Genomic DNA, 25,213 nt, shown 5'->3' with positions numbered 1-25,213 from the left:
CTATGAAATATAATAAATTACTTACAAGCATCGCATTACTATTAGCCTCGACCACTGCAACTTATGGGCAGTTAATGGCGATACCTATCCGCACTACGGTTGAAGCTATGGACCAACACCACACCGTACAAGTCTCTAATAGCGGTGATACACCATTGTATTTGAATATCTCTCTACAGCAGGTTGAGAACCCGGGGATGACCCCAGAGAAAAAAACGCTGATCAGTGATATCGCTCAACCTGAAATGATTTTTAATCCTAACCGCATCACATTAGGGCCAAAGCAAAAACGCGATATAAAGTTGCTGCCATTAAAGTCCCCTCAACAAGAAACCCTATACCGTTTGTATATTGACCCCGTAGTCGATATCAAAGCCGTGGGTGACGGAGATAAAAGCAAGATCCACACACCCATTGCTATCAGTGTTGGCTATGGCGTACTTATCCACCATGTCCCTCCAGCCGCAGTACATAATCACCATTGGCAACATCAATGCATGCCTGATGGCATAACTCTCAGATCTACAGGTAGCGTCCACAGTAAGTTTACACAACTGAAATCATCAAATAACACCACGCTTGCAGATAGCCTGAATTTGTATCCGGGCACTCCCATCACCTTATCAGTCAAACAACTTAGCGGGCAGGCTGACAATGAAACCTTTACTCTTCGTTGCAGCTAGCTGGCTGCCACTGAATGCTTTCGCAGCAATAGATATACAACCCCATGTGTTGGAAATACAACAGGCCAGTGCCGTTGTGAATGTTATCAACCACAGCTCAGTTACTGAGTACATCACGGTTCAGTTGTATCAGATTAATAACCCTGGGGTACCGCCGGACCAAGAGTCATTAATCTCAGTTGGAGAGCAGCTGCAACCATCATTATTTGCCGTACCATCCAAACTCACTCTCGGCCCAAAGCAGAGCGGAAGAATATTACTTAAAGCACTGCAAGCCCCAGATAAAGAGCAAATATATCGATTATCAGTCATGCCAGAAAAGAACCTACAGGTAGGAGGAGGCCATGGTGGGGTTGTCGCTGTACAGCTAAGTTATATGGGATTGGTCAGGCACCTCCCCGCATCATCATATCCCCAATGGGTACACCACTGTATTGACGGAAAATTGAAATTACAAAATATCGGTAATACTCGCCTGCATTGGCAACAGTTGAAGACCCAACAGGGGGAAATAGAAAATTTTAATCTTTATCCCGAGAAATACCGGCAACTAACCGTCAGCAATCTACAGGGAATCGTTGAGGATAAATTCTTCAGCTTACAGTGCTCTACGGGTTAAACATTAAGGAACGTTATGAACATTATAAAAATACTGGCTATCTCATTATTTATTCCATGGCAGGTCAATTCTGCTGGAACCCCAGTTCAACTTGGGAATATTGACGTCAAATTAGAGGTAACCGCACAACCCAGAATTGAGGTTGAAAGACCACAAGGTGGCTGGTATGACAGTATCAAACTGGATAACAGCCGAGATGATCCCAATATTTATCAATCTGAAGTGCCTGTCACAGTAAAACTACGCAATCAAACGGGATTTCGAGTCTCAGTTAAGAATCCGCTAATACTCACTCGTCAGGCTAATAACGTTGGCGATCCCGAACTGACATTCTCACCGGCTCAAGTCTATTGGGGCAGAAATCGCACTACCTTGCAGAAATTAACGGCAACTCCGGAAACATTTATGGTGGATAAAGGTACATCCAGCCTGGTCAGTACTGACTATGTATTGCGTATTTCAGCTCTGGCACCCAGTGAGCCAAATAACACAGGGAAGTATCACGGACAGCTGACATTAATCTTTGAAACAAATAGCTAACAGTCATGGAGAGAGACTAAGTGAACATAAAATATAAACAATTATTGATGGGGTTAATGCTATTAATGCTGCAACCCACAGCTATCGCTGCTCCCCTTTTTTACAACAACTTTGTTCAAAACTACTCCAATTGTTCAGTAAAACTATTAGATGACAACAGCGTCAGCGTCTCTTTTAAGGTAGATTTGGTAAATAACCTATTTGTCCAGGATTCTCCACATCAAAAATCATGGGCAAGATTAACCGGTCTCCCGCGTGACGAAGCAACATATATTGACTTAGATAGATACTACATCCTACTATCACTCTATTTCTACCATGCTGATGGTTCACCCAATGTCAATATTGGTGTTAAGGATCTAAATAACATTTCGCTCAATGGCGCGATACTGGATAGTTCTAATGATAATATTAAAGAGATTAAGTTTAATAGCCACAAGACATTTAATAATAGACATAAAAGCTATGATGTGTCATTTACAGTTAATCCCAATGTGCTTAAATCTATCCGAATCGGTGCCACTGTTGGAGGCGAGTTAAGTTTTGTTAACGATGATTATATTGATGATGTAGATAAGAAGCCGCGACCATCGGCATACTCGCTATTTGCATCAAAAGGGGTATCTTTTGGCCCATATGGTAAGGCATGTAAAGATTTTGACCCTCAGGCTAATATCGCACCAGCCGCTTTTAAAGTAGCGCCTAAATTCCGGTTATCTTCCGCAGTATGGCAGTTAAAATCTGTCGATCTTGACCATTTGTTAGAAAGAACCACTGACGATATTACAGGCTTACATATCCCATTGGAAAATGAATCAACAAATCGCTTCTGTATAAACTATCGCGCGATGGGAACACAAAATAATAATTATATGATCAGTGCCAGCAATATAAATACATTAGATAATAGTGGTCAATATTTTCAATTAAAAGAAAAAGAAGGCAATAACCTGATTAACTATAATGTAAGATTAAGAAATGAGGACCCCAGTAAAAATTTTGTATTGCCAAAAGAGAAAAAGTTTATTCAGTTAAAAGCGGATAATTACACGAGTGACGAAGAAATGTGCTGGTCGCCCGAGATATCCCTTTACCGTACCAATTCCATGGATAAAGGAAGCTACAGCGATACGCTGACTTTTACTATCACTCCTGAAGCTTAAAACTAATTAAATAATAGAATAAGGCCCACCAGTGGGCCTTAAAAAATCATCTATGGGACTTAACCGCCCAAATAAGCTGAGCGCACTGCCTCATTCGCCAGCAAGGCAGCACCGGTGTCTTCCAGCACAATACGGCCATTCTCGAGTACATAACCACGATCAGCCAGTTTGAGTGCCTGATTAGCATTCTGTTCAACCAAGAAGATAGTCATGCCTTCTTCTCTTAATTGTTGAATAGTATCGAATATTTGCAGAATAATAATCGGTGCCAGCCCTAGTGACGGCTCATCCAGCAACAATAATTTAGGCTGGCTCATCAGCGCACGACCAATCGCCAACATTTGTTGCTCACCACCAGACATAGTCCCCGCCCGTTGAACACGCCGTTCAAATAGCCTTGGGAACAAGTCGTAAACCCGCTCGATACGTTGTTGATATTGCTGGCGATCGGCAAAGAAGCCGCCCATTGCCAGATTCTCTTCAACAGTCATACGGGAGAAGACCCGACGCCCTTCAGGCACAATCGCAATCGCCTCACGCATAATGCGCGCAGTTTGCCAGTCGGTAATATCTTGCTCACCAAAAACAATGCTGCCCTCGGTGGCTCGAGGTTCACCACACAATGTCCCCAACAAGGTGGTTTTACCCGCGCCATTGGCGCCAATTAGCGTAACAATCTCACCCTGTTGAATATGTAGGCTAACTTGATGCAAAGCCTGAATTTTGCCGTAATGGGCTGAAACTTTATTAAATGACAACATGGTATGTTTATGCCTCGCCCATTTTTTATTCGCCCAAATAGGCGCGGATCACATCCGGGTTATTACGAATCTCTGCTGGAGTACCATGAGCCAGCGGAGTCCCCTGATTCACCACATATATACGATCAGAAATCCCCATCACCAGTTTCATGTCATGCTCAATGAGCAATACCGAAACCTGATGCTGGTCGCGCAATTCCATAATCAACTGATTCAGTTCATCAGTCTCTTTCGGATTCAAACCCGCAGCCGGTTCATCTAACATCAATAACTCAGGACGGGTCACCATACAGCGAGCGATTTCTAGGCGCCGTTGCTGACCGTAAGCTAGATTCCCTGCCTGGCGATTAGCCAAATCTAATAACCCAACACGATCCAACCAGGTTGCCGCACGTTCCAATGCATCAGCCTCTGCTCGGCGAAAACCCGGAGTTTTCAACAAACCAGCAAATACGCCGCTTTTAAGGTGCTGATGCTGTGCTACCAGCAAGTTCTCCACTACCGTCATTTCACGGAACAAGCGCACGTGTTGAAAAGTACGAATGACCCCCATGCGGGCAATCATCTGGCCGGGTAACCCTTCAAGATGACGATCACGCAACTTAATGGTGCCGCCAGTCGGGCGATAAAAACCGGTTAAACAGTTAAAAATGGTGGTTTTACCGGCCCCATTTGGGCCAATCAGCGAAACAATCTCCCCTTGATTGAGGGTCAGACCGACATTGTTTACCGCCAACAATCCACCAAAACGCATCGACAGCCCTTCAACAGCCAACAAAGGTTGCGTACTCATGCTTGTTCCCCCTGTTTAGCCTTGATATCTGCCACTTTCAGCTTCAGTTGTGGCCGTTTCATTGGCAACAGACCTTGTGGACGCCAAATCATCATCAATACCATCAATGCCCCTAACAGCAACATACTGTAGGCATTGAGATCGCGCATTAATTCACGCGAAACCACCAGCAACACAGCGGCCAGAATGACCGCAAACTGCGACCCCATCCCACCTAATACCACAATCGCCAGCACGAAAGCCGATTCAACAAAGGTGAAGGATTCCGGGCTGACAAATCCTTGGCGGGCAGCAAATAACGTACCGGCAAAACCGGCAAACGCAGCACTGATGGTAAATGCTGTTAGCTTGATTTTGGTTGGACTGAGGCCCAATGAACGACAAGCTATTTCATCTTCGCGCAGTGCTTCCCATGCCCGACCCAGCGGCATACGCAACAGCCGGTTAATCACGAACAGGGTCAGAATGACTAATAACAGTGCGACCATATACAAGAAAATGATGCGGTCACTTGGGTCATAATTCAGGCCAAAGAAATTGTGGAAGGTGTCCCAACCACCATCTTTCGCTGTACGGCTAAATTCCAAGCCAAACAGTGTTGGTTTAGGAATTTGGCTAATACCATTAGGACCGCCGGTAATCTCGGTATTATTGAGCAGCAAAATACGCACAATCTCACCGAAGCCCAATGTCACGATCGCCAAATAATCTCCGCGCAAACGCAAGACCGGGAAGCCCAGTAGAAATCCTGACAGGGCCGCAACAATACCTGCCAGAGGCAAGCTTTCCCAGAAACCTAAGCCATAATAGTGATTTAGCAGAGCATAGGTATAGGCGCCAATAGCATAAAAACCGCCATAGCCGAGCACCAGCAAGCCGGATAGCCCAACCACGACATTCAACCCCAAGCCCAACATGACATAGATAAGTGTCAATGTAGCGATATCAACTGAACCGCGGGAAACCAGAAATGGCCAAGCTATTGCGGCAATAATAATTGCAGCAGCCAATAGTTTTTGCCGTGGTGTGGTGCCGTCAAAGCTAGGTAACACCCAAGCCGGGCCAGAGACTTTTTTAATACCTTGCTGTATGTACGGGCGCACAAGTTGGAAGAAGAAAACTACGAGACAAGCCGCGCCAATCCACAACCAGCGAACCTCTGAAGCACCTTGTACGATAAGTTTGGTGCCATCTAATTGCAGCTGCAAACCCATCACAAACGAGGCAAGTACCAGTAAAACAAAGCTGGAAAGAATGGCGTTAAGGAAATTGAGTTGTTTCATACTTTTTCAACCTCCGGACGACCTAAGATCCCGGTAGGCATCACTAGCAGCACAACAATCAACAGCGCAAATGAAACTGCGTCTTTGTATTCGGTACTGAGATAAGCAGAGGTTAATGCTTCAGCCACACCCAGAATCAAACCACCAATCATCGCCCCCGGAATACTGCCAATGCCGCCCAATACTGCAGCGGTGAAAGCTTTCATGCCAGCCATAAAACCGATATATGGGTTAATCACACCATAAAACTGCCCCAGTAAGACCCCGGCAACTGCAGCCATTAACGCGCCGATAACAAAAGTCAGCGAAATAACTCGGTCAGTATTAATGCCCAGTAAACTGGCCATTTTTAAGTCTTCAGCACAGGCACGGCATGCTCGCCCCATACGGGAATAACGAATAAACAGTGTCAATGCCAACATGGCGAGGAAGGTGACTATCCAAATAGTCAGTTGCATGGTGCTGATGGTTGCGGCAAAACCATTGGTTTCTGCCAGAGTCCACTGACCCGTCACCAAACTGGGTAATGCCAGATCGCGGGAACCTTGGGTCAAGCTGACATAGTTTTGCAGGAAGATAGACATCCCGATCGCAGAGATCAGTGCGATCAAACGCTTAGAGCTACGAACTGGCTTATATGCTACCCGTTCAATGCTCCAACCATAGGCACTGGCGATCACGATCGAGACGAGAAAAGCGGAACCGATCAGTAACCAACTGGCATCGATCCCCATCATCATCAATGCCGCGATCACGATAAATGAGACGTAACTGCTGATCATATACACTTCGCCGTGAGCGAAGTTGATCATGCCGATAATGCCGTACACCATGGTATAACCAATGGCGATCAGCGCATAAGTGCTGCCCAACGTAACACCGTTGAACATCTGCTGCAGAAAATAAAGAAACTGCTCTGACATACCCTAACCCTTTGATTCACTTGCCTGGCTGCCCTAGCCAACTGCGCCAAATCTACTGTGTGCAGAGAGGAAAAAATCCCCCCAGGACTTGGGAGGATGCAGTTGGTAAAAGGGGCCGGATTGCTGCGAGAGCAACCCTACAACTTGATGATTCTAATATTATTGTTATTTGACTGCGGTAGATGAGCCATCCGCGTGCCATTCAAAAATACCGAACTCAAACCCTTTCAAATCGCCTTTTTCATCCCAGTTCAATGGCCCCATCACTGTTTCAACCGGCTTACCGGTTTTCAGATCTTTAACCAAATCAGCAGGTTCCTGGCTGCCACTGCGCTCCATAGCCGTAGTCAGTGATTGCAGTGCGGCATAGGTTGTCCAAACGAACGGGCCAGTTGGGTCAAGCTTCTTCGCTTTCAGCGCATCAACGATAGGCTGGTTAGCAGGAACTTGGTCATAACGTTTTGGTAATGTCACTAACATGCCTTCAGAAGCATCACCAGCGATATTAGACAGTGAGGAGTTACCAACACCCTCTGGGCCCATGAAGCGAGCGGTCAGACCGGCTTGCTTAGCCTGACGCAGAATTTGCCCCATTTCTGGGTAGTAACCACCAAAATAAACAAAATCGACGTTCTCTTTCTTCAAACGGGCAACCAATGTAGAGAAGTCTTTATCGCCCGCAGTCACACCTTCAAACAGCACAGGTTCTGTGCCCTGCTTTTTCAGGCTGTCACGTACAGAACGCGCCAAACCTTCACCATATTGCTGTTTGTCATGCACAACGGCGATACGTTTAGGTTTGATGGTCTCAAGAATATATTTTGCCGCGGTAGGGCCTTGGTCAGAGTCCAGGCCAGTGGTGCGCATAATCATTTTGTAACCACGAGTGGTTAGATCCGCGTTGGTCGCCGCTGGGGTGATCATAATCACGCCTTCATCTTCATAGATATCTGAAGCTGGCTGAGTTGAAGAAGAGCATAGGTGGCCAATGACATAGCGGATACCATCGTTAATCACTTTGTTAGCGACAGCCACTGCTTGTTTAGGGTCGCAGGCATCATCGTATTCTACGCCAACCAGTTTATCGCCTTTAATTCCGCCTTTAGCATTGATATCAGCAATAGCCTGACGTGCACCGGTAAATTCCATGTCACCATATTGGGCAACCGGACCGGACATAGCGCCAACAATGGCAACTTTAATGTCTTTCGCCAGCACAGAATGGCTCATCGCCATTGCTATACACCCAGCCAGCAACACTTTACCTTTTGTTAATTTCATCCGCGAATACCCCATCTGTCGTTGTGAACGTGCTTATTGTGTTTTTCTTAACGTTTTTTATCGTGCTTTAACGTTTTATTCATAATTAATAATGATTTAGTCTCAAAAGTCATGCTTTTTTCTAATAAGACTTTATTTTTCATGCTATTAAACAGGAGTTTTATGCTGTAAATCAACTGAGACAAGCAGAAACAAGCGGTGTAAACAGCATAAAATTAGGATTAAATTGAATGGGTTTTGCACAAATGCTAGTGAGTTGTGCTGGATATGTGATCATTTACTCTGCTAAAACTCGGAAAATGCAGTATCGAAAAAACATTTTCCCCCATGAACGTACAGAAAAACTTACACAACGCTCTGACCTGTGATCTAGTACAATAAACCACAACCCCATAACCCTTATCTCTTTGTGGTCTAGCAACGATGAAACTGACTATTGAACGATTAACAATCCTTACTCATCAGGACCTTATCGATTTAGCTAAAATTTGGCCTGCGCAACAGCCTGCTCTCTGGCAGCAATGGATTCAAGATGGTAAACCCCTCTTCGCCGCACGTTTTAATGAGCGTCTGTTAGGTGCAGTTAAAATCAGGGTAGATGGTGAACAAGCAGAGCTTCAGGACTTATGGGTCAGGGAGGTGACGCGTCGTCGTGGAGTGGGGTTATATCTGATTGAAGAAACATTGCGTCAGCTGCCAGCAATCAAGCACTGGCATCTAAGTGATGAGCAAGTCACGATCGAACACCGTGCAGCAATGGACGGCTTTATGCACGCCAACGGTTTTACCCGCAGTACGCGAGGCTGGCAGCGGCAGTCGTAAGGGTAGCATGGCGCTACTGTATCAATCGCCACCGTAAATATCAGAAAAGCAAAAGGGCGATATCAATCGCCCTTTTTGTCGTATTACCGCATCGTCATCGCCTTATTAGGCTTCGATTGCCATACGTAATTTTTTCATCGCGTTCTTTTCAAGCTGACGAACACGTTCAGCAGATACACCATACTGATCAGCCAGCTCCTGCAACGTAGACTTATTATCATCGTCCAGCCAACGGGCACGAATAATATGCTGGCTCCGCTCGTCCAATCCTTCCAACGCATAAGACAGTTTATCTGCCGCGTGGTTATCCCAGTTGTCCTCTTCGATGCCATCAGCAAAGTCAGAGGTTTTATCCTGCAAATACAGGACTGGGGCCATAGATTGACCGTCACGAGCTTCGTCATCTGGAGATGGATCGAAAGTCATATCCTGAGCGGACATACGTGATTCCATCTCGCGAACATCTTTACTGGTCACACCCAGTTCTTTGGCAACCAGCTCTACTTCATCCTGATTAAACCAGCCCAGACGCTGCTTGGTTTTACGCAGATTAAAGAACAACTTACGTTGAGCTTTCGTGGTCGCGACTTTAACAATTCGCCAGTTACGCAAAACATATTCGTGAATTTCTGCTTTGATCCAATGTACCGCGAAAGACACCAGACGCACCCCAACCTCAGGGTTAAAACGGCGAACCGCTTTCATCAAGCCAATATTACCTTCCTGGATAAGGTCAGCTTGTGGCAAGCCATACCCAGAATAGTTGCGGGCAACATGAGCGACAAAGCGCAGGTGAGACAGGATAAGCTGTTTAGCCGCTCCCAGATCGCCCTGGTAATGCAGCCGTTCAGCCAGCTCCCGCTCTTCCTCTGCAGTCAGCATCGGATAGGCATTGGCAGCCCGAATATAGGCTTCCAGACTACCTTGGGGTACTAAGGCTAAAGTTTGCATTTCTTTGGTCATTCAAAACCCTCTCATTGCATCTATAGGTTAGGTATAGTGCGGTTTTATCTCAACGCCGATATTTTAGCATCTGCTTAGGCAGATTCAAGCGCTGGGCACCTTATCATTTCACTGTGTTATTCGACTGGTTATTGCCAAAAAAGTTCAAACTGGATCACATTCTTCAACTGTAGATCCTAGCAGATAACCCGGAGTGTGTCAGGGGAGAGTCAGCGGAATTAACGGGCAAACAACCACTCTTTCCCTGCCTTAATTTAAACACCGCAGGGAAAGAGTATAACAAACATTTTTTACTGCGGTGTAAATCGGCGTAAATGTTGAACCGTCGCCAGCCAGGCAGCGATCCAGCCAATCATGGCAGAGATCAATACCAATAATAGGCACTCATCCCAGCTTAAGCCGTGTAATGTAAAGCTGGTGCCAAACACTGTGGCTACCTGCGTAACCACCGAACCCAGCTTCCATACCAGTGCTTCAGACAGAATCAGTGATAACACTGCGCCACTAAAGCCCAACATGGCCCCGCCGTTCAAGAATGGTCGCAAAATAAATCCATCGGTTGCACCAATCAGTTTCATGACATTGATAGTGTCTCGCCGACTGAAGATGCTTAAACGTACGCTGTTACCAATCACCAAGAACACAGCAACTATCATTAAAACACCAATCATTGCAGCAACTTGACCAACTAACCCCGTTAAGGCTGCCAGACGAGCAAACCAGCTGTCGTCCATGCGAACTTCAGCGATACCTTCAACCTTGCTCACTCGGTCACGGAGAGTATCCAGCGTTCCTGAACTCTGGAAATCCAATTTAGGGGTGATAATAGCTACTGCGGGCAATGGATTCTCTTCCAGCATATCCAGTGCCCCCCCAAAACCAGACCAGTTGCGGAACTCACCCATCGCTTCTTCTCGCGACAGATAGTTAACCTTCTCAACACCGGCTTCAGCTTTCAGTGCGGTTACGACATTTTCAGCCGCATTATCATCCAGAGCCTTATCCAGATAAACGGTCAGTTGCGGAGTCGGATACCATTGATCGGCTGCCTGACTGACGTTTTTCCATACGATATAGCACACACTTGGCAGTGTCAGTGAGATAGCAATGACCATCACGGTTAACAACGTCGCCAAGGGTTGGCGCATCATATCGGCAATGGCATTAACCCACGAATAGCGCCACTGTTCGCGCCAACCGCCTTTCAGCGCCTTGGTTTTTGCTTTCTGCGCATTATTCGCCATGATGCGCTCCTAACATCCGCCCCTGACTCAGAGTCAAGATTGGGTAGCGTCGCCGGGCAATCAATGATGTATCGTGAGTTGCCATTAACACGGTAACACCCACACGGTTAAACTCTTCAAACAAGCGCAAAATACCTTCTGATAACGCATCGTCCAGGTTACCTGTCGGTTCATCCGCCAGTAATACCGCAGGCTTGTTCACCACCGCCCGAGCAATACCGACACGCTGTTGCTCACCACCGGAAAGTTGGATAGGGAAATTCTTCGCCTTATCCAATAACCCCACTTTATCCAATGCTGCTGACACTCTACGGCGAATATCTTCGGTGCTGGCACCAGCAATAATCAAGGGCATAGCAACATTGTCATATATCGTTCTATCGAGCAGGAGATGGTGATCCTGGAAGATCATCCCGATCTGGCGACGCAAGAATGGTACTTCGCGGTTTTTCAAGCGGCTGATATCGTGACCACCAAACCAGATATGGCCGGCACTCGGCCGTTCGATACCACAAATCAGTTTCAGCAGAGTACTTTTCCCAGCACCAGAGTGGCCGGTCAAAAACGCCATTTCCGCCGGACGCAGATGAAAATCTACCCCTTGCAGTGCCTGTCGACCGCCTAGATAAGCTTTACTGACCTGTTCAAAGCGAATCATCCGTATTAATCCTCTCGGGCAAAAAGAGCCTCAATAAAATCGTCAGCCTTAAATGGCCGTAAATCTTCGATACCTTCCCCAACACCGATATAACGGATTGGGATACCGAACTGGTCTGCAATGGCAAAAATTACCCCGCCCTTGGCGGTGCCATCCAGCTTCGTCAGGGTGATACCCGTCAGACCCACGGCTTCATTAAACAGTTTCGCCTGACTAACCGCATTTTGTCCGGTACTGGCATCCAACGTCAGCATAACCTCATGTGGGGCATCGCCGTCCAGCTTTTTCATCACGCGGACAATCTTCTTCAGCTCTTCCATCAAGTGAGCTTTATTCTGCAAGCGCCCCGCAGTATCAGCCAACAGCACATCAATACCACGGGCTTTAGCTGCCTGAATAGCATCGAAAATTACCGATGCGGAATCGGCACCGGTATGCTGTGCCACAACAGCAATCTTGTTGCGATCACCCCAAACTTGCAGTTGCTCTACCGCAGCAGCGCGGAAAGTATCACCCGCGGCCAGCATGACGGATTTACCTTCAGCCTGGAATTGACGCGCCAGTTTACCGATGGTGGTGGTCTTACCCACACCATTAACACCGACCATTAAGATGACGTACGGACTTTTGCCGCTGACATCCAATGGTTTGTCTACTTTAGACAGAATTTCAGACATTTCCTCTTTGAGCTTGCCATACAGCGCTTCAGCATCTTTTAGTTGCTTACGACTGGCGTGTTCTGTCAAAGAGGTAATAATTTTACGGGTCGTTTCGACGCCAACGTCGGCGATCAGGAGCTGTTCTTCCAGCTCATCAAAGAGATCGTCGTCAATTTTTTTACCACTGAACAACCCCATAAAACCGGAGCCGAGATTCTGCTTGGTTTTAATTAAGCTGCGTTTTAACCGGGCAAAAAAGCCTTCTTTAGTTGGCCGCTCTTGCTCCTGGGCAGCTACGGGTACGAATTTCTCTTCCGTTTTATCGTCTTCAATGTCAACGATATCAAGCTCTTCAATAACCTCATTCAGCGGTTCTTCCACAACGGCTTGCGGTTCCGGAGTATCAATAACAACATTATCTTCCATCAACGGCAGTTCTGGCGCACTGACAGAGCCTTCATCCCATGAAGTAATATTCTTATCATCACTCTGTTGTGAAGAGTGATGCTGCGAGAAATGATGCTGTAAATACTGAGGGTCTTCAGCAGAATCTATAGATTTTTCAACGGCTATAGGTTTCTCAATGACTATAGTTTCTTCAATAACTATAGGCTCTTCAACAAATTGCGCAGTGGGTTCTGCTACCACTTCTGGTAAAATTTTAGCCGCAACTTCACTAATGGCAGCGCTATCCCACTCACCTGGAGTGAGTGCCGAGTGTTCTGCTACAGGCTCGGTTATAGTGCTTTCAGGCGCTATATTAGCCTGTTTTTCGCTGATAGCTTGCTCTTCGACAACCGGCTCTGCAGCATTGTCTTTCTCAGTAGCCAATGGCTCTGCTGTGTTTTCTTCATTCTGCCGGCCGAGACCCAGCCAGGAAAAAAATCCACGTTTTTTATCTTTTGCCATTTTTGGACTCTAATTACTTTGGGTTTGCATAAATAAGATAATAGTTCGCAAGTCTATCACTTTCCCCTGAACAGCAACACGCACACGATGCTGCTTTCTATTGTGAATTCAATCAACAAAGGTTTAACGTTTCCCCCACACTGCACACAAAGGTAGAATAGGAACTAATTTTTTATTTAATGCTGCAATACTGGCCAATTCTCACATAAAGCGATCTATGGCAAAGCGACCGATAGTAAAAGCAAAACAAGCCCCATCACCATCTGCAGGGCAGATCCGTATCATTGGTGGTAAATGGCGAGGGCGAAAATTGCCTGTACCCGATAGCCCAGGGCTGCGTCCCACCACTGATCGGGTTAGAGAAACGCTGTTTAACTGGCTTGCGCCGATGATTCAAGGTGCCCGATGCCTGGATTGTTTCGCGGGTAGCGGTGCACTAGGGCTGGAAGCACTATCGCGCTATGCCGGTGAAGCTATATTGCTGGAGGCTGATCGGTATGTCGCGAAGCAGCTGAGCAACAACCTGACGTTGTTGAGTGCCGAAAATGGGCAAGTCGTGCACACCAACTCCTTGCAATGGCTGGCCCAACCGGGGCAACCTTTTGATTTGGTATTTCTTGACCCTCCTTTTCGAAAAGGCTTATTGGCTGAAACCATCAATTTACTGGAACAATTTAACTGGCTAGCGGCAGATGCCTGGATTTATGTCGAAGCTGAGTCTGAAAGCGCTGCCGCGGATGTGCCAGCCAGTTGGCAGTTACATCGTGAGAAAATTGCCGGGCAAGTTGCTTATCGCCTCTATATTCGTAACAAACAGACTCATCAATACGCAGAATCCGTTGAAGAACAGGAGCAACATCATGTGGATTAACCTCGGCCGATTATTGATGCTAGGAGTATGGTTTTTCCTGCTCTTAAACTTATTTAAACCGTTTCCAACGCCGTTAAAATATTTTATTAATGTTGCGATGATATTCATGGTGTTGATGCATGGGTTGCAATTGGTATTGCTCAAATCTACCCAACCTAAAGACCAACCCATCAGTGGATTACAACAATTTAAAATTTTTGTATTCGGAGTTTTTGAATTGCTGGCCTGGCAAAAGAAGCAACCGTCTATTCCTAAGAAATAATGCCCTTTACCCGTCATCTTTCAAGTTGCAGATGTGTTGGCTGCGTTCGTTCACCCGAATCACTTACTGATGTAAGCTCAGCGGGACTCTCTCCTTTGCCGCCTTCCTGCATCTTGAAATCTATTGGGTATAGATATGTTGTCATCTTTCAAGTTGCAGATATGTTGGCTGGTTTCGTTCACCCGAATCACTTACTGACGTAAGCTCATTGGGTCACTTGTTGGTCACGGCTGAGTTGGGAGTGAAATCAATATAGCGGGTTCCCTGTAGGCGTAGCGTCCCTTGGGCGCCCTGCTCAATCCGATTATATTCCTGCAGTGGGAGTACCATTTTGATTTCACTGCCACTTTTCGACGCTATCTCACTGAAAATAGGTCGAAAATTAACTTCATAACGTTTTTCTTCAGCAACAATCTCTTCACGTTGACGTGAACGACGATTGGGAGCCAATACCTCTCGCTTATTAATGACTTCAACTTGTAAGCTGCGCACCGGTGAGCGGTCATTTTCCGCATCTTGCCTTTTTTTCTGCCAATACTGACGGGTTGCCAGCACGGCAATCAGTACAACTACGGCAATAAATAGCAAAGGAGGTCTGTTCATAAAATTTTACGAATTTCACTCAGGATATGTATTTAAGGTTTATTACCCGGTAAATAAGGGAAACTCATCACGTTACTGCCCAATTCGGAAATCCGAGCACTGCCCTTTTCCGTTACCGCATCAATACGAATCACGGAATGAAGCGGAATATAACTACGGTTAACGCCGGAAAATTCTGTCTTTAATTTTTCGGTTGAAGGATCCACCAGTAACGTGGATTGGCTATCAAAGACAAAATCAGCAATTTCAATAAACCCAAACAAGGTACTTGGGCCTACCTCACGGACATAGAGCTGATAATTCTTACCGTTATTTATAAATTGAATACGATAAAGCAATTGTTCATTAGCCATGGCGTATTGCCTCTATCCCTTGATTTAACGAACGGAAATCGGCGTTAACATAACATGTGGGCCAAACAAGACCAAGGGCTCGGCCGGTCGATTCTTCCGCGAAATCTGATTATGCGTGCTGCTACGCATTAAGTGGCACAAATCATGCAAATCACTTCAGCGTATCTATCACTCTTTGTTTCCATCCCTTACACTTGATGGATGTATACTCAGAATTATTGGCGTTGCGGATTGTCATTACAACACAGGTAGTTTCATTAAAACCTGTATAGAAAAAGGATAAATAATGAGCTGGCCATTCCTTGCTGTATTCTTTTCCGGTTGGTTGTTTGTTGATGCAACTTACCGAGGCCCACGTTGGCAACGTTGGGTATTCAAACCCGTTACCTTGTTACTGTTGCTATTACTTGCATGGCAAGCACCTATACTCGGCCCTGCGGGCTATCTGATTGTGTTGGGTTTGGTGGCAACGCTGGTTGCAGACGCCTTATTACTGCTCCCCAGTGAGCGCTTACTTTATGCTCTGGGTGCATTCTTCCTCTCTCATTTACTCTATACCATCAGCTTTGCTAGCCAGATGACCTTTACCCTATTCTGGCCGCTTCCCTTGGTTTTAATTATTGTTGGCGCGCTATTGCTGGCGACAATCTGGAGCAAATTAGCAGAGATGCGCTGGCCGGTAGTCGCTTTCATCGGCATGACATTACTTATGGTGTGGATGGCAGGTGAACAGTACTTTGCTCGTAGTACCGACCTGAGTTTCTCATTGCTGACGGGTACGGTGCTATTACTGGTATCACACACTATCTGGCTACTTAATCGTTATCGTTTATCTTTCCGCGCTGCACCTGCCATCGTCGCTGGATGCTATTTTGTTGGGCATTTCCTCATTGTCCGATCACTGTATTTGTAATTAACCCATGACAGTACAAAAATTTAGCAACATGCTGATTTTTAAGACCAATGAGACACAGCTCCAAGGACGGAGCTGGAATATGTAGCGTAAGATATGTTCCCCTTAGTCATTCCTTCGCCGCCGATTAAGCCACCTGCTTAGTAATTATTCTCATTTACCCTCTTGACTCTGGAGTTGACTCTAAGGTGTAGAGTGCAGACATACCGGTTAAATCCAAGATCTCTCTTACATCTTGTCCAGGAGGCATCATGCATTCACATTCTGAACATCGGCATTCAACTGATACACCTAACCACTGTGGTTGTGGCCAAACCCATGCGAAAAAACAAACGGGTTGCAGTAGCAAACAAACAACCAATACCAGTAGTGACAGTACAAATACAGTGAGTGAGCATTCACATCATGAAGGGAGCTGCTGTAGTCAAAGTCATGCCGATGAGGGTGATGACGAAAGTGACATACTTGCGGCAACGCTAGCTTCAGGAAGTCAACGTTTTAGCTGGCAAGTCAAAGGGATGGACTGCCCAAGTTGTGCCCGCAAGATTGAAAATGCGGTCAGTAGCCTGGTCGGCATTGAAAATGTAAAAGTTATCTTCGCCACGGAAAAATTGGTGGTAGATGCCAGTTCGGATATTCGCCCCCAAGTCCAAAGCGCCGTCATAAAAGCTGGGTTTAGTCTGATAGATACTCAATCAACCGTTGCGAACCCAGCCCCAAAATCACGCTTTAGTGAATATCTACCAATCGCATTATTAACCACGCTGATGCTTATCAGCTGGGGGATCTCGTTATTTAGCACTGAGCTGAGTGAATTTGCCTTTACCGCGACCACTATTGTCGGGCTGATTCCTATAGTCACTAAAGCCTGGAAGCTCATCCGTTCCGGTACACCTTTTGCCATTGAAACCTTGATGAGCGTAGCTGCTATCGGGGCGATGTTTATTGGCGCAACAGCTGAAGCCGCTATGGTGTTGCTGCTGTTTATGATTGGTGAATTACTCGAATCCTATGCCGCAAATCGCGCTCGACGTGGAGTCACTGCGCTAATGGCGCTGGTCCCAGAAGAAGCGCTGTTGTTGAAAGATGGCACGCGCAGACTCGTCCCAGTCGCCAGCTTACGCCCCGGCGATATTATTGAAATCGCGCCGGGTGGCCGCCTGCCTGCAGACGCAGAATTAATGACCGCATTTGCCAGTTTCGATGAAAGCGCCCTCACCGGAGAGTCTATTCCTGTTGAGCGCCAGCAAGGCGAGAAAGTCGCAGCGGGGAGCTTATCTGTTGATCGCGCCACTGAAATGCGCGTTATCTCGGAGCCAGGTAATAATGCCATTGACCGCATTTTACAACTAATTGAATTAGCAGAAGAACGGCGCGCACCTATTGAGCGCTTCATTGACCGTTTTAGTCGAATTTATACCCCTGCAATTATGTTTCTCTCAGCGTTGGTGATACTAATTCCACCTTTGGCTTTTGCCGAGCCTTGGGAGACCTGGATTTACCGAGGCCTGACACTATTGCTCATTGGTTGCCCATGCGCGCTGGTTATTTCCACACCGGCGGCGATTACCTCAGCATTAGCGGCGGCAACTCGGCGTGGGGCGCTGATTAAAGGGGGGGCGGCATTAGAGCAACTTGGCCGAATTCAAACCGTCGCTTTCGACAAAACCGGCACTCTGACTGAGGGTAAACCGCAAGTTACCGATATTCTGCCCGCATCGGGTGTGAGTGAAAGTCGCCTGTTAGCGATGGCAGCAGCGGTCGAGGCTGGGTCACATCACCCATTGGCTGTCGCTATAATGCAATCTGCCAAACAGGGTAGTACACAAATGTTACCGCTAGCTGAAGATCGCCGCGCACTGGCTGGTGTGGGGGTTGAAGGTGTGGTTAACGGCCTAACTGTTCGCGTCAGTGCGCCAGGGAAAATATCACCGGCATTATTAACTGCCGAGTGGCAAGCTCAACTTGATCAGTTGGAAAGCAGTGGTAAAACTGCGGTCGCGGTACTGGAAGATGAGAAACTCATCGGCTTATTGGCACTGCGTGACACTTTACGTACCGATGCCAAACAAGCCATTGATTCACTCAAAAAATTAGGTATTCAAGGTGTGATGCTCACTGGCGATAATCCCCGAGCCGCAGCAGCAATTGCCAGTGAGCTGGGGATTGAGTACCGCGCCGGATTGCTACCCGCCGATAAAGTACAAGCGGTTATGGTGCTAAATGAGATGCAACCAACCCTGATGGTTGGCGACGGTATCAATGATGCCCCGGCCATGAAAGCCGCCAGTATTGGCATTGCTATGGGCAGCGGTACGGATGTCGCATTGGAAACCGCCGACGCCGCACTGACCCATAATCGGCTGACCGGATTGGCCGAAATCATTCTGCTATCACGAGCTGCTAACGCCAATATTCGCCAAAATATTACTATCGCCTTGGGGCTAAAAGGGATTTTTCTGGTGACCACATTGCTTGGCTTAACCGGCTTGTGGCTGGCGGTATTAGCAGATTCCGGTGCTACCGCCTTAGTGACCGCCAATGCCTTGAGGTTACTGCGTAAAAGAGAGGTTTGAATCGCTGGGCAAAAGCGGCGAAGTTACTCTGCTTTTGCCCCTTTTTTAACCAGATACCGATAGGGTGTCTGTGCAGTATCTTGCGCCAGTAACTGGTGGTCCATAAAACGGCAAAAACCGGGGATATCACGGGTGGTGGCGGGGTCATCAGCAATAATGAGCAGCGTTTGGCCATCTTCCATATGCCGGACAGTTTTACGTACCATCATCACTGGCTCCGGGCAGCGCAACCCCAATGCATCAAGGGTTTTATCCGGATTGGCAAAAATATCGGTCATTGCGGTTCTCTTGTCAGTCAGTAGCAATATAAAAGAGGTTCGATAGTTTACTCTGCTGTTTTTCAGGTGCAAGCCGCGCTAACGTTTGCGTTAAAATTAACCATTGCATTCGTTGCGCAAACGCGTATTATGCCGCGCGTCGCAGAAATTGCGGCACATTCTGTTTGGGTTCCCTCACCCCAATAACCAAAAAGGTCACATTTATGTTTTCGTTTACTGCCCAACAGCGGATGACCGCTTTGGTATGGCTGTCGCTATTCCATATTGTCATCATTACCTCCAGCAACTATCTGGTGCAATTACCGATCGCTATCTTCGGTTTTCATACCACTTGGGGGGCTTTTACCTTTCCGTTTATCTTCTTAGCCACTGACCTGACAGTGCGAATTTTTGGTGCTCCTTTGGCGCGCCGGATTATTTTGTCTGTCATGGTGCCTGCACTGCTCATTTCGTACCTGATTTCAGCCCTGTTCTATCAGGGGAGCTGGCAAGGATTCCCGGCATTAACCAGCTTTAATTTGGTGGTGGCACGCATCGCTGTAGCCAGCTTTATGGCCTATGTGCTTGGGCAAATTCTTGATGTTCAAGTATTTAACCGCCTACGCCAACGCAGTGCCTGGTGGGTTGCCCCTACCGCGGCGATGTTCTTTGGTAATATCAGTGACACCATGGCGTTCTTCTTTATTGCGTTCTATCGCAGCACTGATCCGTTTATGGCAGCAAACTGGGTGGAAATCGCCTTAGTGGATTACAGCTTCAAACTACTGATCTGCATGATTTTCTTCCTGCCAGCTTATGGTGTGATGCTCAATGTGTTACTGAAATATTTTGCCCGAAAAACTAGTCAGCAAACGCTAACTCAGATGAGTCCCGCTGAACAATAGATTGCTTTTGGCGTCTGAATAAGGTGCGATAAGACGATTAATCATCAATAAGGGATTCTCATGCATAAAATAACCAAGTTTCTCGCCGTCGGCCTGCTCGTTGCCGGATTAAGTGCCTGTGATGGTAACAGCGATAACAATGTAGGCCAGCCGGTCAGTCTGTTGGAAGGAAAAGTTGCTTTTAGCTTGCCAGCAGATTTATCAGACCAAAGTGGGAAAATGGGCAGCCAAGCTAACAATATGCACGTTTATGCCAACAAAACTGGCGATAAAGCAGTTATCGTGATTTTAGGTGACAATACCGATGAAGGCTTAGATGTCCTGACCGAGCGCTTGGCTGCACAGCAGCGCGCCCGCGATGCCAATCTTCAGGTTGTGACAAATAAAGCGATTAAAGTTGATGGGCAACCCTTCCAGCAACTGGACAGCATTATTACCAGTGGCGGCGATAAAGCCTATTCGTCAGTATTAATGGGGAAAGTTGATAATCACTTGATAACCTTGCAAATTACTTTGCCGGCTGAGAATCAACAACAAGCACAGACTGAAGCAGAATCCATCATCAGCACCTTGAAACTGAAATAATTCGCGCCACCTATCTGTACCCATAATCATTGGCGTGACAGCTAGGCGGCTGACGAACTTGAACGGGTGAGGCCCAGGGAAGGGCCGAGTCATCAAGTACTGCTAATTAAGAACGCAAAGTAAGAGCTTGTGCCAGCAACGTAATCGGATGCTCACACTTCTTACTCGTCGACATCTCAATCTGCCATTTGCAGGTTTCGCAGTCGGTAATCACCAGATCAACCCCACTCTCCTCAATCTGCTGGAATAATGATGCCCCAATCCCTTGGGCTGTTGCGTAATTCTCTGATTTAAAACCATAAGTCCCGGCAATCCCGCAACATTGAGAATCCAAAACCACCAGCTCAATACCTGGAATGCGCTGCAACAATGCCAAAGTATAGGCCGTCCAACCCATTTTCTCCATGTGGCAAGGCGTGTGATAGGCAATGCGCAATGGTTTGTTTTCTTTAGAGAATAAAGGTTTCAGCGGTAACTCTCGTCCTTGATCCAATAAGCGGTAAATGTAGCGAGTCGCCAGCTCCACTCTGTCGCGCACTGGAGCGGTATCGACATCCAATAAATGCGGATACTCATCTCTCAATGTAAAAGTACAGCTTGAAGAGGTAGCAACAACCGGGATATCCCGGCCAATCACCGCATCAGTCAGTGACTCAAGATTCACCCGCGCCTGTTTTTTTGCCTGCTCGATAAATCCATTCGCAATCAGTGGCACACCGCAGCATTTTTCCCGCTTAAGTAATTGAACGCCGATATTCATCGCGTTGAATACGCTGACTAAATCCTTTCCTAGTTGCGGATGGTTGTAGTTAACAAAGCAACCATGGAAAAACGCTACCTGTTCAGCATATTGCTGCTGTTTTTCCGCTTGTTTGTGATACCAACGGCGGAAGGTGCCAAACGAATATTTTGGTAATTCGCGCCGATGGTCAATTTTCAGGGCTTTATCCAGCAAGGCCCGCACTGGTTTTAAGCCCGTGACCGCATTAATCACTGGTGCGAACGGTGTAGATAACGTGCCCATGATGTCGGTATGGCTAAGAATAGCATCGCGCAGTTTGGGTTTATGGCTGCTGTAACTGGCTTTCGCGCGCTGGATGATGTCACCGATTTTCACGTCTGACGGGCATGCCACTTCACAGCGTTTGCAGTTAGTACAGTATTTCAAGGCATCGTCATACAACGCCGGATCTTTCAGGCGCAGGCGCTCACCATCAGGGCCTGCCTGTTTTGGCCCCGGATAAAGCGGATTAACCTTGGCGACCGGGCAATAAGTGGTGCATACCGTACATTTGATGCAACTTTCAAAACTGTTATCACGTGCCAAATGTCTATCCTGAATGTCTTCGTCCTGTGGTAACCATGTCATAGTGTCACCTCCATAGCGCTGACAATTTGCTCTGCAGCAAACAAGGCACTGGTCAGAGAAACTCCGGCGCCGCAGCCTTGCTGCAGCGGATCGTAACCGCCCAGTACCGCGCCAATAACATGCAAATTATCCAACGCAATGCCGCCACGTAGCGCCCGTAGCCGGTTATCGGTATTCACGCCAAACTGCAAATAAGGTTGTGGCGCGAACATATTGCTGTGGCTCCAATCGGCGCGGTTTGGCAGCGATAAAATATCCAGATCCAAGATGGGCTCATAGACATGCTCAAAGGTCGCCACCAGTCCATTGCTGAAGAAACTGCCACTGGCCAGAACCATCTGGGCGGCACGCAATGGAATATCCCCGTGGTTACGGCTATAAAGCCCGGTAATCCGGTTCCCCACCAGTTCGGCACGTAATACCGCATCACCCGGCATCACAATCCCGCCAAGTTGCTGAAAACGGTGACGCAGGGCTTGATGCAGGCGCATGCCAAGTAACGACGGCGGCAATGTTGGTAACAGTTGAATAGGTTTGCCCACGGCAGCTCGTAGCGCTTCCAATGGGGCTGACTCATCCAGACCAATACAGGCGGGGAGCAAAATCATTTCTGCGGCAGATGACAAACGTGCTAGCTCGTCGGCCAGCGGTTGCAGATTTTCTGGTTGGTCTAATACACGGGCAATGTTTACCGCGCGAAATTCGCTAGGGTTATCCCGCAAACGATCCAGTGCAGGTAGGTGTAGATAGTCAGGTGTAGCCTCAACACCCTGCTCTTGCAAGGCGCTGGCGACCATTTGCGGTTGAAAATCGAGGAAACCCTCAATACCAATTACCGCCACTTTGTGCCACGGCAGTGGGCCTTCCAATGGCGCAACCGGAATATCCACCGGGCTGAGCCAAGTGGGGCGGCAACTGCCCAGTGGCGTAAGCCGTAAATGATTTTTAGCCGCGCTGCCGACCAGCTCCAGGCCGCATCGTTGTAATAAGGATTCAGCTTGTTGCGCCAGTTCTCCCACCAGCCCGACTTGCCCCATCTTGCTGTAAGGGTGTTCAGGCGCTAATTCAGCTAATGCTTCAAGCGCGCCGAGGGGTTGGCTGACTGCCCGCCCATCCGGTAATTTTGCTAACAGATCCAAAGAACCAGAGGAAAAGTGCAGCGCATTTTGACCAGCACTGACAATGGCGCAATATTTGCCTTGCTCGGCTAGACGAATACCGCAGGCCAGCCCAGCTAATCCACCACCGATGATAATCACATCAAATTTCATCGTGTTTCTCCTGCACATTGGCCAAACGCGGGGTATCATCCAAGCCACAAAGCCCTTGATAAACCCAATGAGTAAACTCACTTTCCCGTAAAGCATCACCCCAAGCTATTGGACGCACCCCTTTCCAACGCTCATTAAGGAATTGCACGAGCTGTTCACGGGATTGTTGTGGTGTCGTCACCTTAAAACGGTTGAGTAAACCTGCCGCACGACAAGCACAAAGCTCTCCCTGGCAGGTTCCCATACCAACACGGGTGCGGCGGCGTAAATCCAGCAGGTTATTGACTGAAAGAGATTCAATGGCATAGCGCACTTCACCGGCAGTCACGGCCTCACACTCACACACCAAGCTGTTATCCAGACGATTACCGGCCAATAATTGTGTCGCACGGTCGCCATGGCGATAAACCGCCGAGCCGCGAATGCTGGCAGGCAAAGAAACCACTTTGCTGAGAGTTTGCTCTGCTGACTGCTGTGAACCGGGCAGTGGTTCTTGGGCCGTGGTACAGGCCGCCGTCACGCCAAGCTTTTCACAGACTTTGTCTGTCGCCCATTCCGCCATCAGCCGGTAGGTCATCAATTTACCACCAGTGATGGTAATGAAGCCCTCCAGCCCATCACGGCTGGCGTGGTCCAGCAGTACAATGCCGCGACTGACATTTCGACCCGAAGGGTCATCATCACTGGCAACCAAGGGTCTAACCCCCGCATATGCGCGTAAAATGCGCGTTTGCGCCAGCTGTGGTGATAATTTTGATCCTTCGCGAATTAAGGTATCCACCTCTTGTGGCGTGACAACCATGTTATCTATCTGATCGTATTCGATATGTGTCGAGGTGGTGCCGATCAGTGAGATGGTATCGCCCGGTACCAGAATATCGGCATCTGCCGGTTTACGGCAGCGGTTGATCACCATGTTGTTGATCCGATGCCCCAAGATCAGCAACGCGCCTTTGGCTGGGAACATGCGGATCCGCAGATCGGCGTACTCCGCAATATGTTGCCCCCAGATCCCGGCAGCATTTACCACGATCTGCGCATGAATATCATACTGTCGCTGATTCTTATGATCGAAAACGCGCACGCCTGTTACGCGATCCCCTTGGCGTAATAACCCGATAACCTGATGGTAAGTTAATACATTAGCGCCGTGCTCACGGGCATCCAGCATATTAGCAGCGGTTAAACGGAAGGGGTCAACAGTACCATCCGGGACTCGGACTGCAGCAATGAGTGAAGGGTTGACGGCCGGTTCCAGACGCAGAGCCTGTTTCGGATCAATGGCTTGAGCTGCTATTCCTGCTTCCTGACAGCGAGCAATAAATTGCTCCTGATAATCCAGGGAGTCTTCAGGCAAGGTGATAAACAAACCATCCGTTTGCTCAATGCAATGACGAGCAATACGTTTCAGAATTCGGTTTTCTTCAATACATTCACGGGCGGACTCACCGTCAGTCACGGCATAGCGCGCACCGCTGTGTAACAAGCCATGGTTACGACCAGTCGCCCCGGTAGCAATGTCATGCCTTTCCAGCAGCGTACAAGACAAACCACGTCGGGCACAGTCTCGGGCGATCCCCGCGCCGGTCGCACCACCACCAATGATGATGACATCCGTTTCTGTGTAAGGAGAACTGTTCGTCATGAAAGACCCCACATTATCAGACAGCCGCCTGGCGGCTAATTATGAGTCTATTGAGCCACAATCTTTATGGTTATTGTTTGATAAGGAACAAAAACGAACGAAAAACGAAAGTGAGATGGTGTTTAAAAACCATGATTGTGATCAATGTCACAGGTAATTTATGATTACAGGTTTCAAAATGTTAACCGATCGCTCAAAATTGCCGCCGCTTTCATATAACTGTAACAAATGCGCCTTCACTCACAGATAAATACCACGAATTTATCTAGCATGGCGCTCGTTATGGAACATAAACGACAGTC

At 47.6% G+C, this 25,213-nt stretch carries 27 protein-coding genes; 12 read left to right on the top strand and 15 right to left on the bottom strand.

Annotated elements, in window-relative coordinates; all coding sequences use genetic code 11:
• The first annotated feature begins 2 nt into the window (after positions 1–2).
• Genes DJ58_RS07815 through DJ58_RS07830 form a run of 4 tightly spaced genes read left to right on the top strand, consistent with a single transcriptional unit; the run spans position 3 to position 3,005 of the window.
• Positions 3–683, top strand: a complete 681-nt coding sequence (locus DJ58_RS07815; RefSeq protein WP_004710215.1) for a fimbrial biogenesis chaperone — start codon at positions 3–5, stop codon at positions 681–683.
• Complete coding sequence (locus DJ58_RS07820; protein WP_032911378.1) at positions 655–1,302, top strand: hypothetical protein; 648 nt, start codon at positions 655–657, stop codon at positions 1,300–1,302. The genes DJ58_RS07815 and DJ58_RS07820 overlap by 29 nt, the downstream gene beginning before the upstream one ends.
• A 15-nt stretch (positions 1,303–1,317) precedes the next feature.
• On the top strand, positions 1,318–1,842 hold the full coding sequence (locus DJ58_RS07825) for a hypothetical protein (protein WP_004710211.1): 525 nt from the start codon (positions 1,318–1,320) through the stop codon (positions 1,840–1,842).
• A 20-nt stretch (positions 1,843–1,862) separates the two neighbouring features.
• Positions 1,863–3,005, top strand: a complete 1,143-nt coding sequence (locus DJ58_RS07830) for a hypothetical protein (protein ID WP_004710209.1) — start codon at positions 1,863–1,865, stop codon at positions 3,003–3,005.
• 59 nt (positions 3,006–3,064) lie between these two features.
• Here the strand turns inward: DJ58_RS07830 and livF are convergent, their stop codons facing one another.
• The 5 genes from livF to DJ58_RS07855 all read right to left on the bottom strand — a co-directional run bounded on the left by livF (position 3,065) and on the right by DJ58_RS07855 (position 8,046).
• Positions 3,065–3,766, bottom strand: coding sequence for a high-affinity branched-chain amino acid ABC transporter ATP-binding protein LivF (gene livF / locus DJ58_RS07835; RefSeq protein WP_004710208.1), 702 nt, complete (start codon positions 3,764–3,766; stop codon positions 3,065–3,067).
• A gap of 25 nt (positions 3,767–3,791) precedes the next feature.
• Positions 3,792–4,559, bottom strand: coding sequence for a high-affinity branched-chain amino acid ABC transporter ATP-binding protein LivG (gene livG, locus DJ58_RS07840; protein WP_032911376.1), 768 nt, complete (start codon positions 4,557–4,559; stop codon positions 3,792–3,794).
• The gene (locus DJ58_RS07845; RefSeq protein WP_032911374.1) at positions 4,556–5,842 is read right to left on the bottom strand and encodes a high-affinity branched-chain amino acid ABC transporter permease LivM; all 1,287 of its coding nucleotides are present in this window, start codon (positions 5,840–5,842) and stop codon (positions 4,556–4,558) included. The genes livG and DJ58_RS07845 overlap by 4 nt, the downstream gene beginning before the upstream one ends.
• Entirely contained in the window at positions 5,839–6,765 is a 927-nt protein-coding gene (gene livH / locus DJ58_RS07850; protein ID WP_004710203.1) for a high-affinity branched-chain amino acid ABC transporter permease LivH, read from the bottom strand. The genes DJ58_RS07845 and livH overlap by 4 nt, the downstream gene beginning before the upstream one ends.
• Positions 6,766–6,930: 165 nt before the next feature.
• On the bottom strand, positions 6,931–8,046 hold the full coding sequence (locus DJ58_RS07855) for a branched-chain amino acid ABC transporter substrate-binding protein (protein ID WP_004710200.1): 1,116 nt from the start codon (positions 8,044–8,046) through the stop codon (positions 6,931–6,933).
• Positions 8,047–8,469: 423 nt separating this feature from the next.
• Between DJ58_RS07855 and panM the strand changes: the two genes are divergently transcribed.
• The gene (gene panM, locus DJ58_RS07860; RefSeq protein ID WP_004710196.1) at positions 8,470–8,868 is read left to right on the top strand and encodes an aspartate 1-decarboxylase autocleavage activator PanM; all 399 of its coding nucleotides are present in this window, start codon (positions 8,470–8,472) and stop codon (positions 8,866–8,868) included.
• A gap of 105 nt (positions 8,869–8,973) precedes the next feature.
• Here panM and rpoH read toward each other — a convergent pair whose 3' ends face one another.
• From rpoH to ftsY, 4 genes are all read right to left on the bottom strand, one after another.
• On the bottom strand, positions 8,974–9,831 hold the full coding sequence (rpoH, locus tag DJ58_RS07865) for an RNA polymerase sigma factor RpoH (RefSeq protein ID WP_004391342.1): 858 nt from the start codon (positions 9,829–9,831) through the stop codon (positions 8,974–8,976).
• Between the two features lie 290 nt (positions 9,832–10,121).
• On the bottom strand, positions 10,122–11,075 hold the full coding sequence (gene ftsX / locus DJ58_RS07870; protein ID WP_032911373.1) for a permease-like cell division protein FtsX: 954 nt from the start codon (positions 11,073–11,075) through the stop codon (positions 10,122–10,124).
• Positions 11,065–11,733: a cell division ATP-binding protein FtsE gene (ftsE, locus tag DJ58_RS07875; RefSeq protein WP_004710191.1), complete on the bottom strand. Its 669-nt coding sequence runs from the start codon at positions 11,731–11,733 to the stop codon at positions 11,065–11,067. The genes ftsX and ftsE overlap by 11 nt, the downstream gene beginning before the upstream one ends.
• Before the next feature lie 5 nt (positions 11,734–11,738).
• Positions 11,739–13,301, bottom strand: a complete 1,563-nt coding sequence (gene ftsY / locus DJ58_RS07880) for a signal recognition particle-docking protein FtsY (RefSeq protein WP_004710190.1) — start codon at positions 13,299–13,301, stop codon at positions 11,739–11,741.
• A 217-nt stretch (positions 13,302–13,518) separates the two neighbouring features.
• On the opposite strand from ftsY, the gene rsmD reads away from it, so the two are divergent.
• Both rsmD and DJ58_RS07890 read left to right on the top strand, forming a co-directional pair.
• Positions 13,519–14,172 carry a 16S rRNA (guanine(966)-N(2))-methyltransferase gene (rsmD, locus tag DJ58_RS07885; protein WP_004710188.1) on the top strand — a complete coding sequence of 218 codons (654 nt, stop codon included), beginning with the start codon at positions 13,519–13,521 and terminating at the stop codon, positions 14,170–14,172.
• Positions 14,162–14,434, top strand: a complete 273-nt coding sequence (locus DJ58_RS07890; RefSeq protein WP_032911371.1) for a DUF1145 family protein — start codon at positions 14,162–14,164, stop codon at positions 14,432–14,434. Before rsmD ends, DJ58_RS07890 begins: the two co-directional genes overlap by 11 nt.
• 213 nt (positions 14,435–14,647) lie before the next feature.
• On the opposite strand, the gene DJ58_RS07895 is transcribed toward DJ58_RS07890, so the two are convergent.
• Positions 14,648–15,037, bottom strand: a complete 390-nt coding sequence (locus tag DJ58_RS07895; RefSeq protein WP_032911369.1) for a DUF2500 domain-containing protein — start codon at positions 15,035–15,037, stop codon at positions 14,648–14,650.
• A 32-nt stretch (positions 15,038–15,069) separates the two neighbouring features.
• Entirely contained in the window at positions 15,070–15,390 is a 321-nt protein-coding gene (locus DJ58_RS07900) for a DUF1820 family protein (RefSeq protein WP_004710182.1), read from the bottom strand.
• A gap of 286 nt (positions 15,391–15,676) precedes the next feature.
• Here DJ58_RS07900 and DJ58_RS07905 point away from each other — a divergent pair, with 286 nt between their 5' ends.
• Positions 15,677–16,303: a lysoplasmalogenase gene (locus DJ58_RS07905; protein WP_004710181.1), complete on the top strand. Its 627-nt coding sequence runs from the start codon at positions 15,677–15,679 to the stop codon at positions 16,301–16,303.
• A gap of 251 nt (positions 16,304–16,554) precedes the next feature.
• Complete coding sequence (locus DJ58_RS07910) at positions 16,555–18,879, top strand: zinc/cadmium/mercury/lead-transporting ATPase (RefSeq protein ID WP_032911367.1); 2,325 nt, start codon at positions 16,555–16,557, stop codon at positions 18,877–18,879.
• Positions 18,880–18,902: 23 nt separating this feature from the next.
• Here DJ58_RS07910 and tusA read toward each other — a convergent pair whose 3' ends face one another.
• Positions 18,903–19,157, bottom strand: a complete 255-nt coding sequence (gene tusA, locus DJ58_RS07915; protein ID WP_004710175.1) for a sulfurtransferase TusA — start codon at positions 19,155–19,157, stop codon at positions 18,903–18,905.
• A 203-nt stretch (positions 19,158–19,360) separates the two neighbouring features.
• Here tusA and DJ58_RS07920 point away from each other — a divergent pair, with 203 nt between their 5' ends.
• Both DJ58_RS07920 and DJ58_RS07925 read left to right on the top strand, forming a co-directional pair.
• The gene (locus DJ58_RS07920) at positions 19,361–20,041 is read left to right on the top strand and encodes a 7-cyano-7-deazaguanine/7-aminomethyl-7-deazaguanine transporter (RefSeq protein WP_004710173.1); all 681 of its coding nucleotides are present in this window, start codon (positions 19,361–19,363) and stop codon (positions 20,039–20,041) included.
• Positions 20,042–20,101: 60 nt separating this feature from the next.
• Positions 20,102–20,626, top strand: a complete 525-nt coding sequence (locus DJ58_RS07925; RefSeq protein ID WP_004710171.1) for a DcrB family lipoprotein — start codon at positions 20,102–20,104, stop codon at positions 20,624–20,626.
• Positions 20,627–20,732: 106 nt separating this feature from the next.
• On the opposite strand, the gene glpC is transcribed toward DJ58_RS07925, so the two are convergent.
• The 3 genes from glpC to glpA are packed head-to-tail and all read right to left on the bottom strand — an operon-like array spanning position 20,733 to position 24,911.
• Positions 20,733–21,995 (bottom strand): anaerobic glycerol-3-phosphate dehydrogenase subunit GlpC, encoded by a 1,263-nt coding sequence (glpC, locus tag DJ58_RS07930; protein ID WP_032911365.1) that lies wholly within the window; start codon positions 21,993–21,995, stop codon positions 20,733–20,735.
• Positions 21,992–23,266, bottom strand: coding sequence for a glycerol-3-phosphate dehydrogenase subunit GlpB (gene glpB, locus DJ58_RS07935; RefSeq protein WP_032911364.1), 1,275 nt, complete (start codon positions 23,264–23,266; stop codon positions 21,992–21,994). Before glpB ends, glpC begins: the two co-directional genes overlap by 4 nt.
• Positions 23,256–24,911: an anaerobic glycerol-3-phosphate dehydrogenase subunit A gene (gene glpA, locus DJ58_RS07940; protein ID WP_004710166.1), complete on the bottom strand. Its 1,656-nt coding sequence runs from the start codon at positions 24,909–24,911 to the stop codon at positions 23,256–23,258. The genes glpB and glpA overlap by 11 nt, the downstream gene beginning before the upstream one ends.
• Here glpA and DJ58_RS23660 point away from each other — a divergent pair.
• Positions 24,910–25,068: a hypothetical protein gene (locus tag DJ58_RS23660; RefSeq protein ID WP_004710167.1), complete on the top strand. Its 159-nt coding sequence runs from the start codon at positions 24,910–24,912 to the stop codon at positions 25,066–25,068. The two genes, glpA and DJ58_RS23660, sit on opposite strands and share 2 nt — an antisense overlap.
• Positions 25,069–25,213: the final 145 nt, after the last annotated feature.

The organism is Yersinia frederiksenii ATCC 33641, assembly GCF_000754805.1.
Taxonomy (GTDB): Bacteria; Pseudomonadota; Gammaproteobacteria; order Enterobacterales; family Enterobacteriaceae; genus Yersinia; species Yersinia frederiksenii.
Note: the sequence above shows the minus strand (reverse complement) of the source record. Positions and strands in the feature narration are given on the sequence as shown.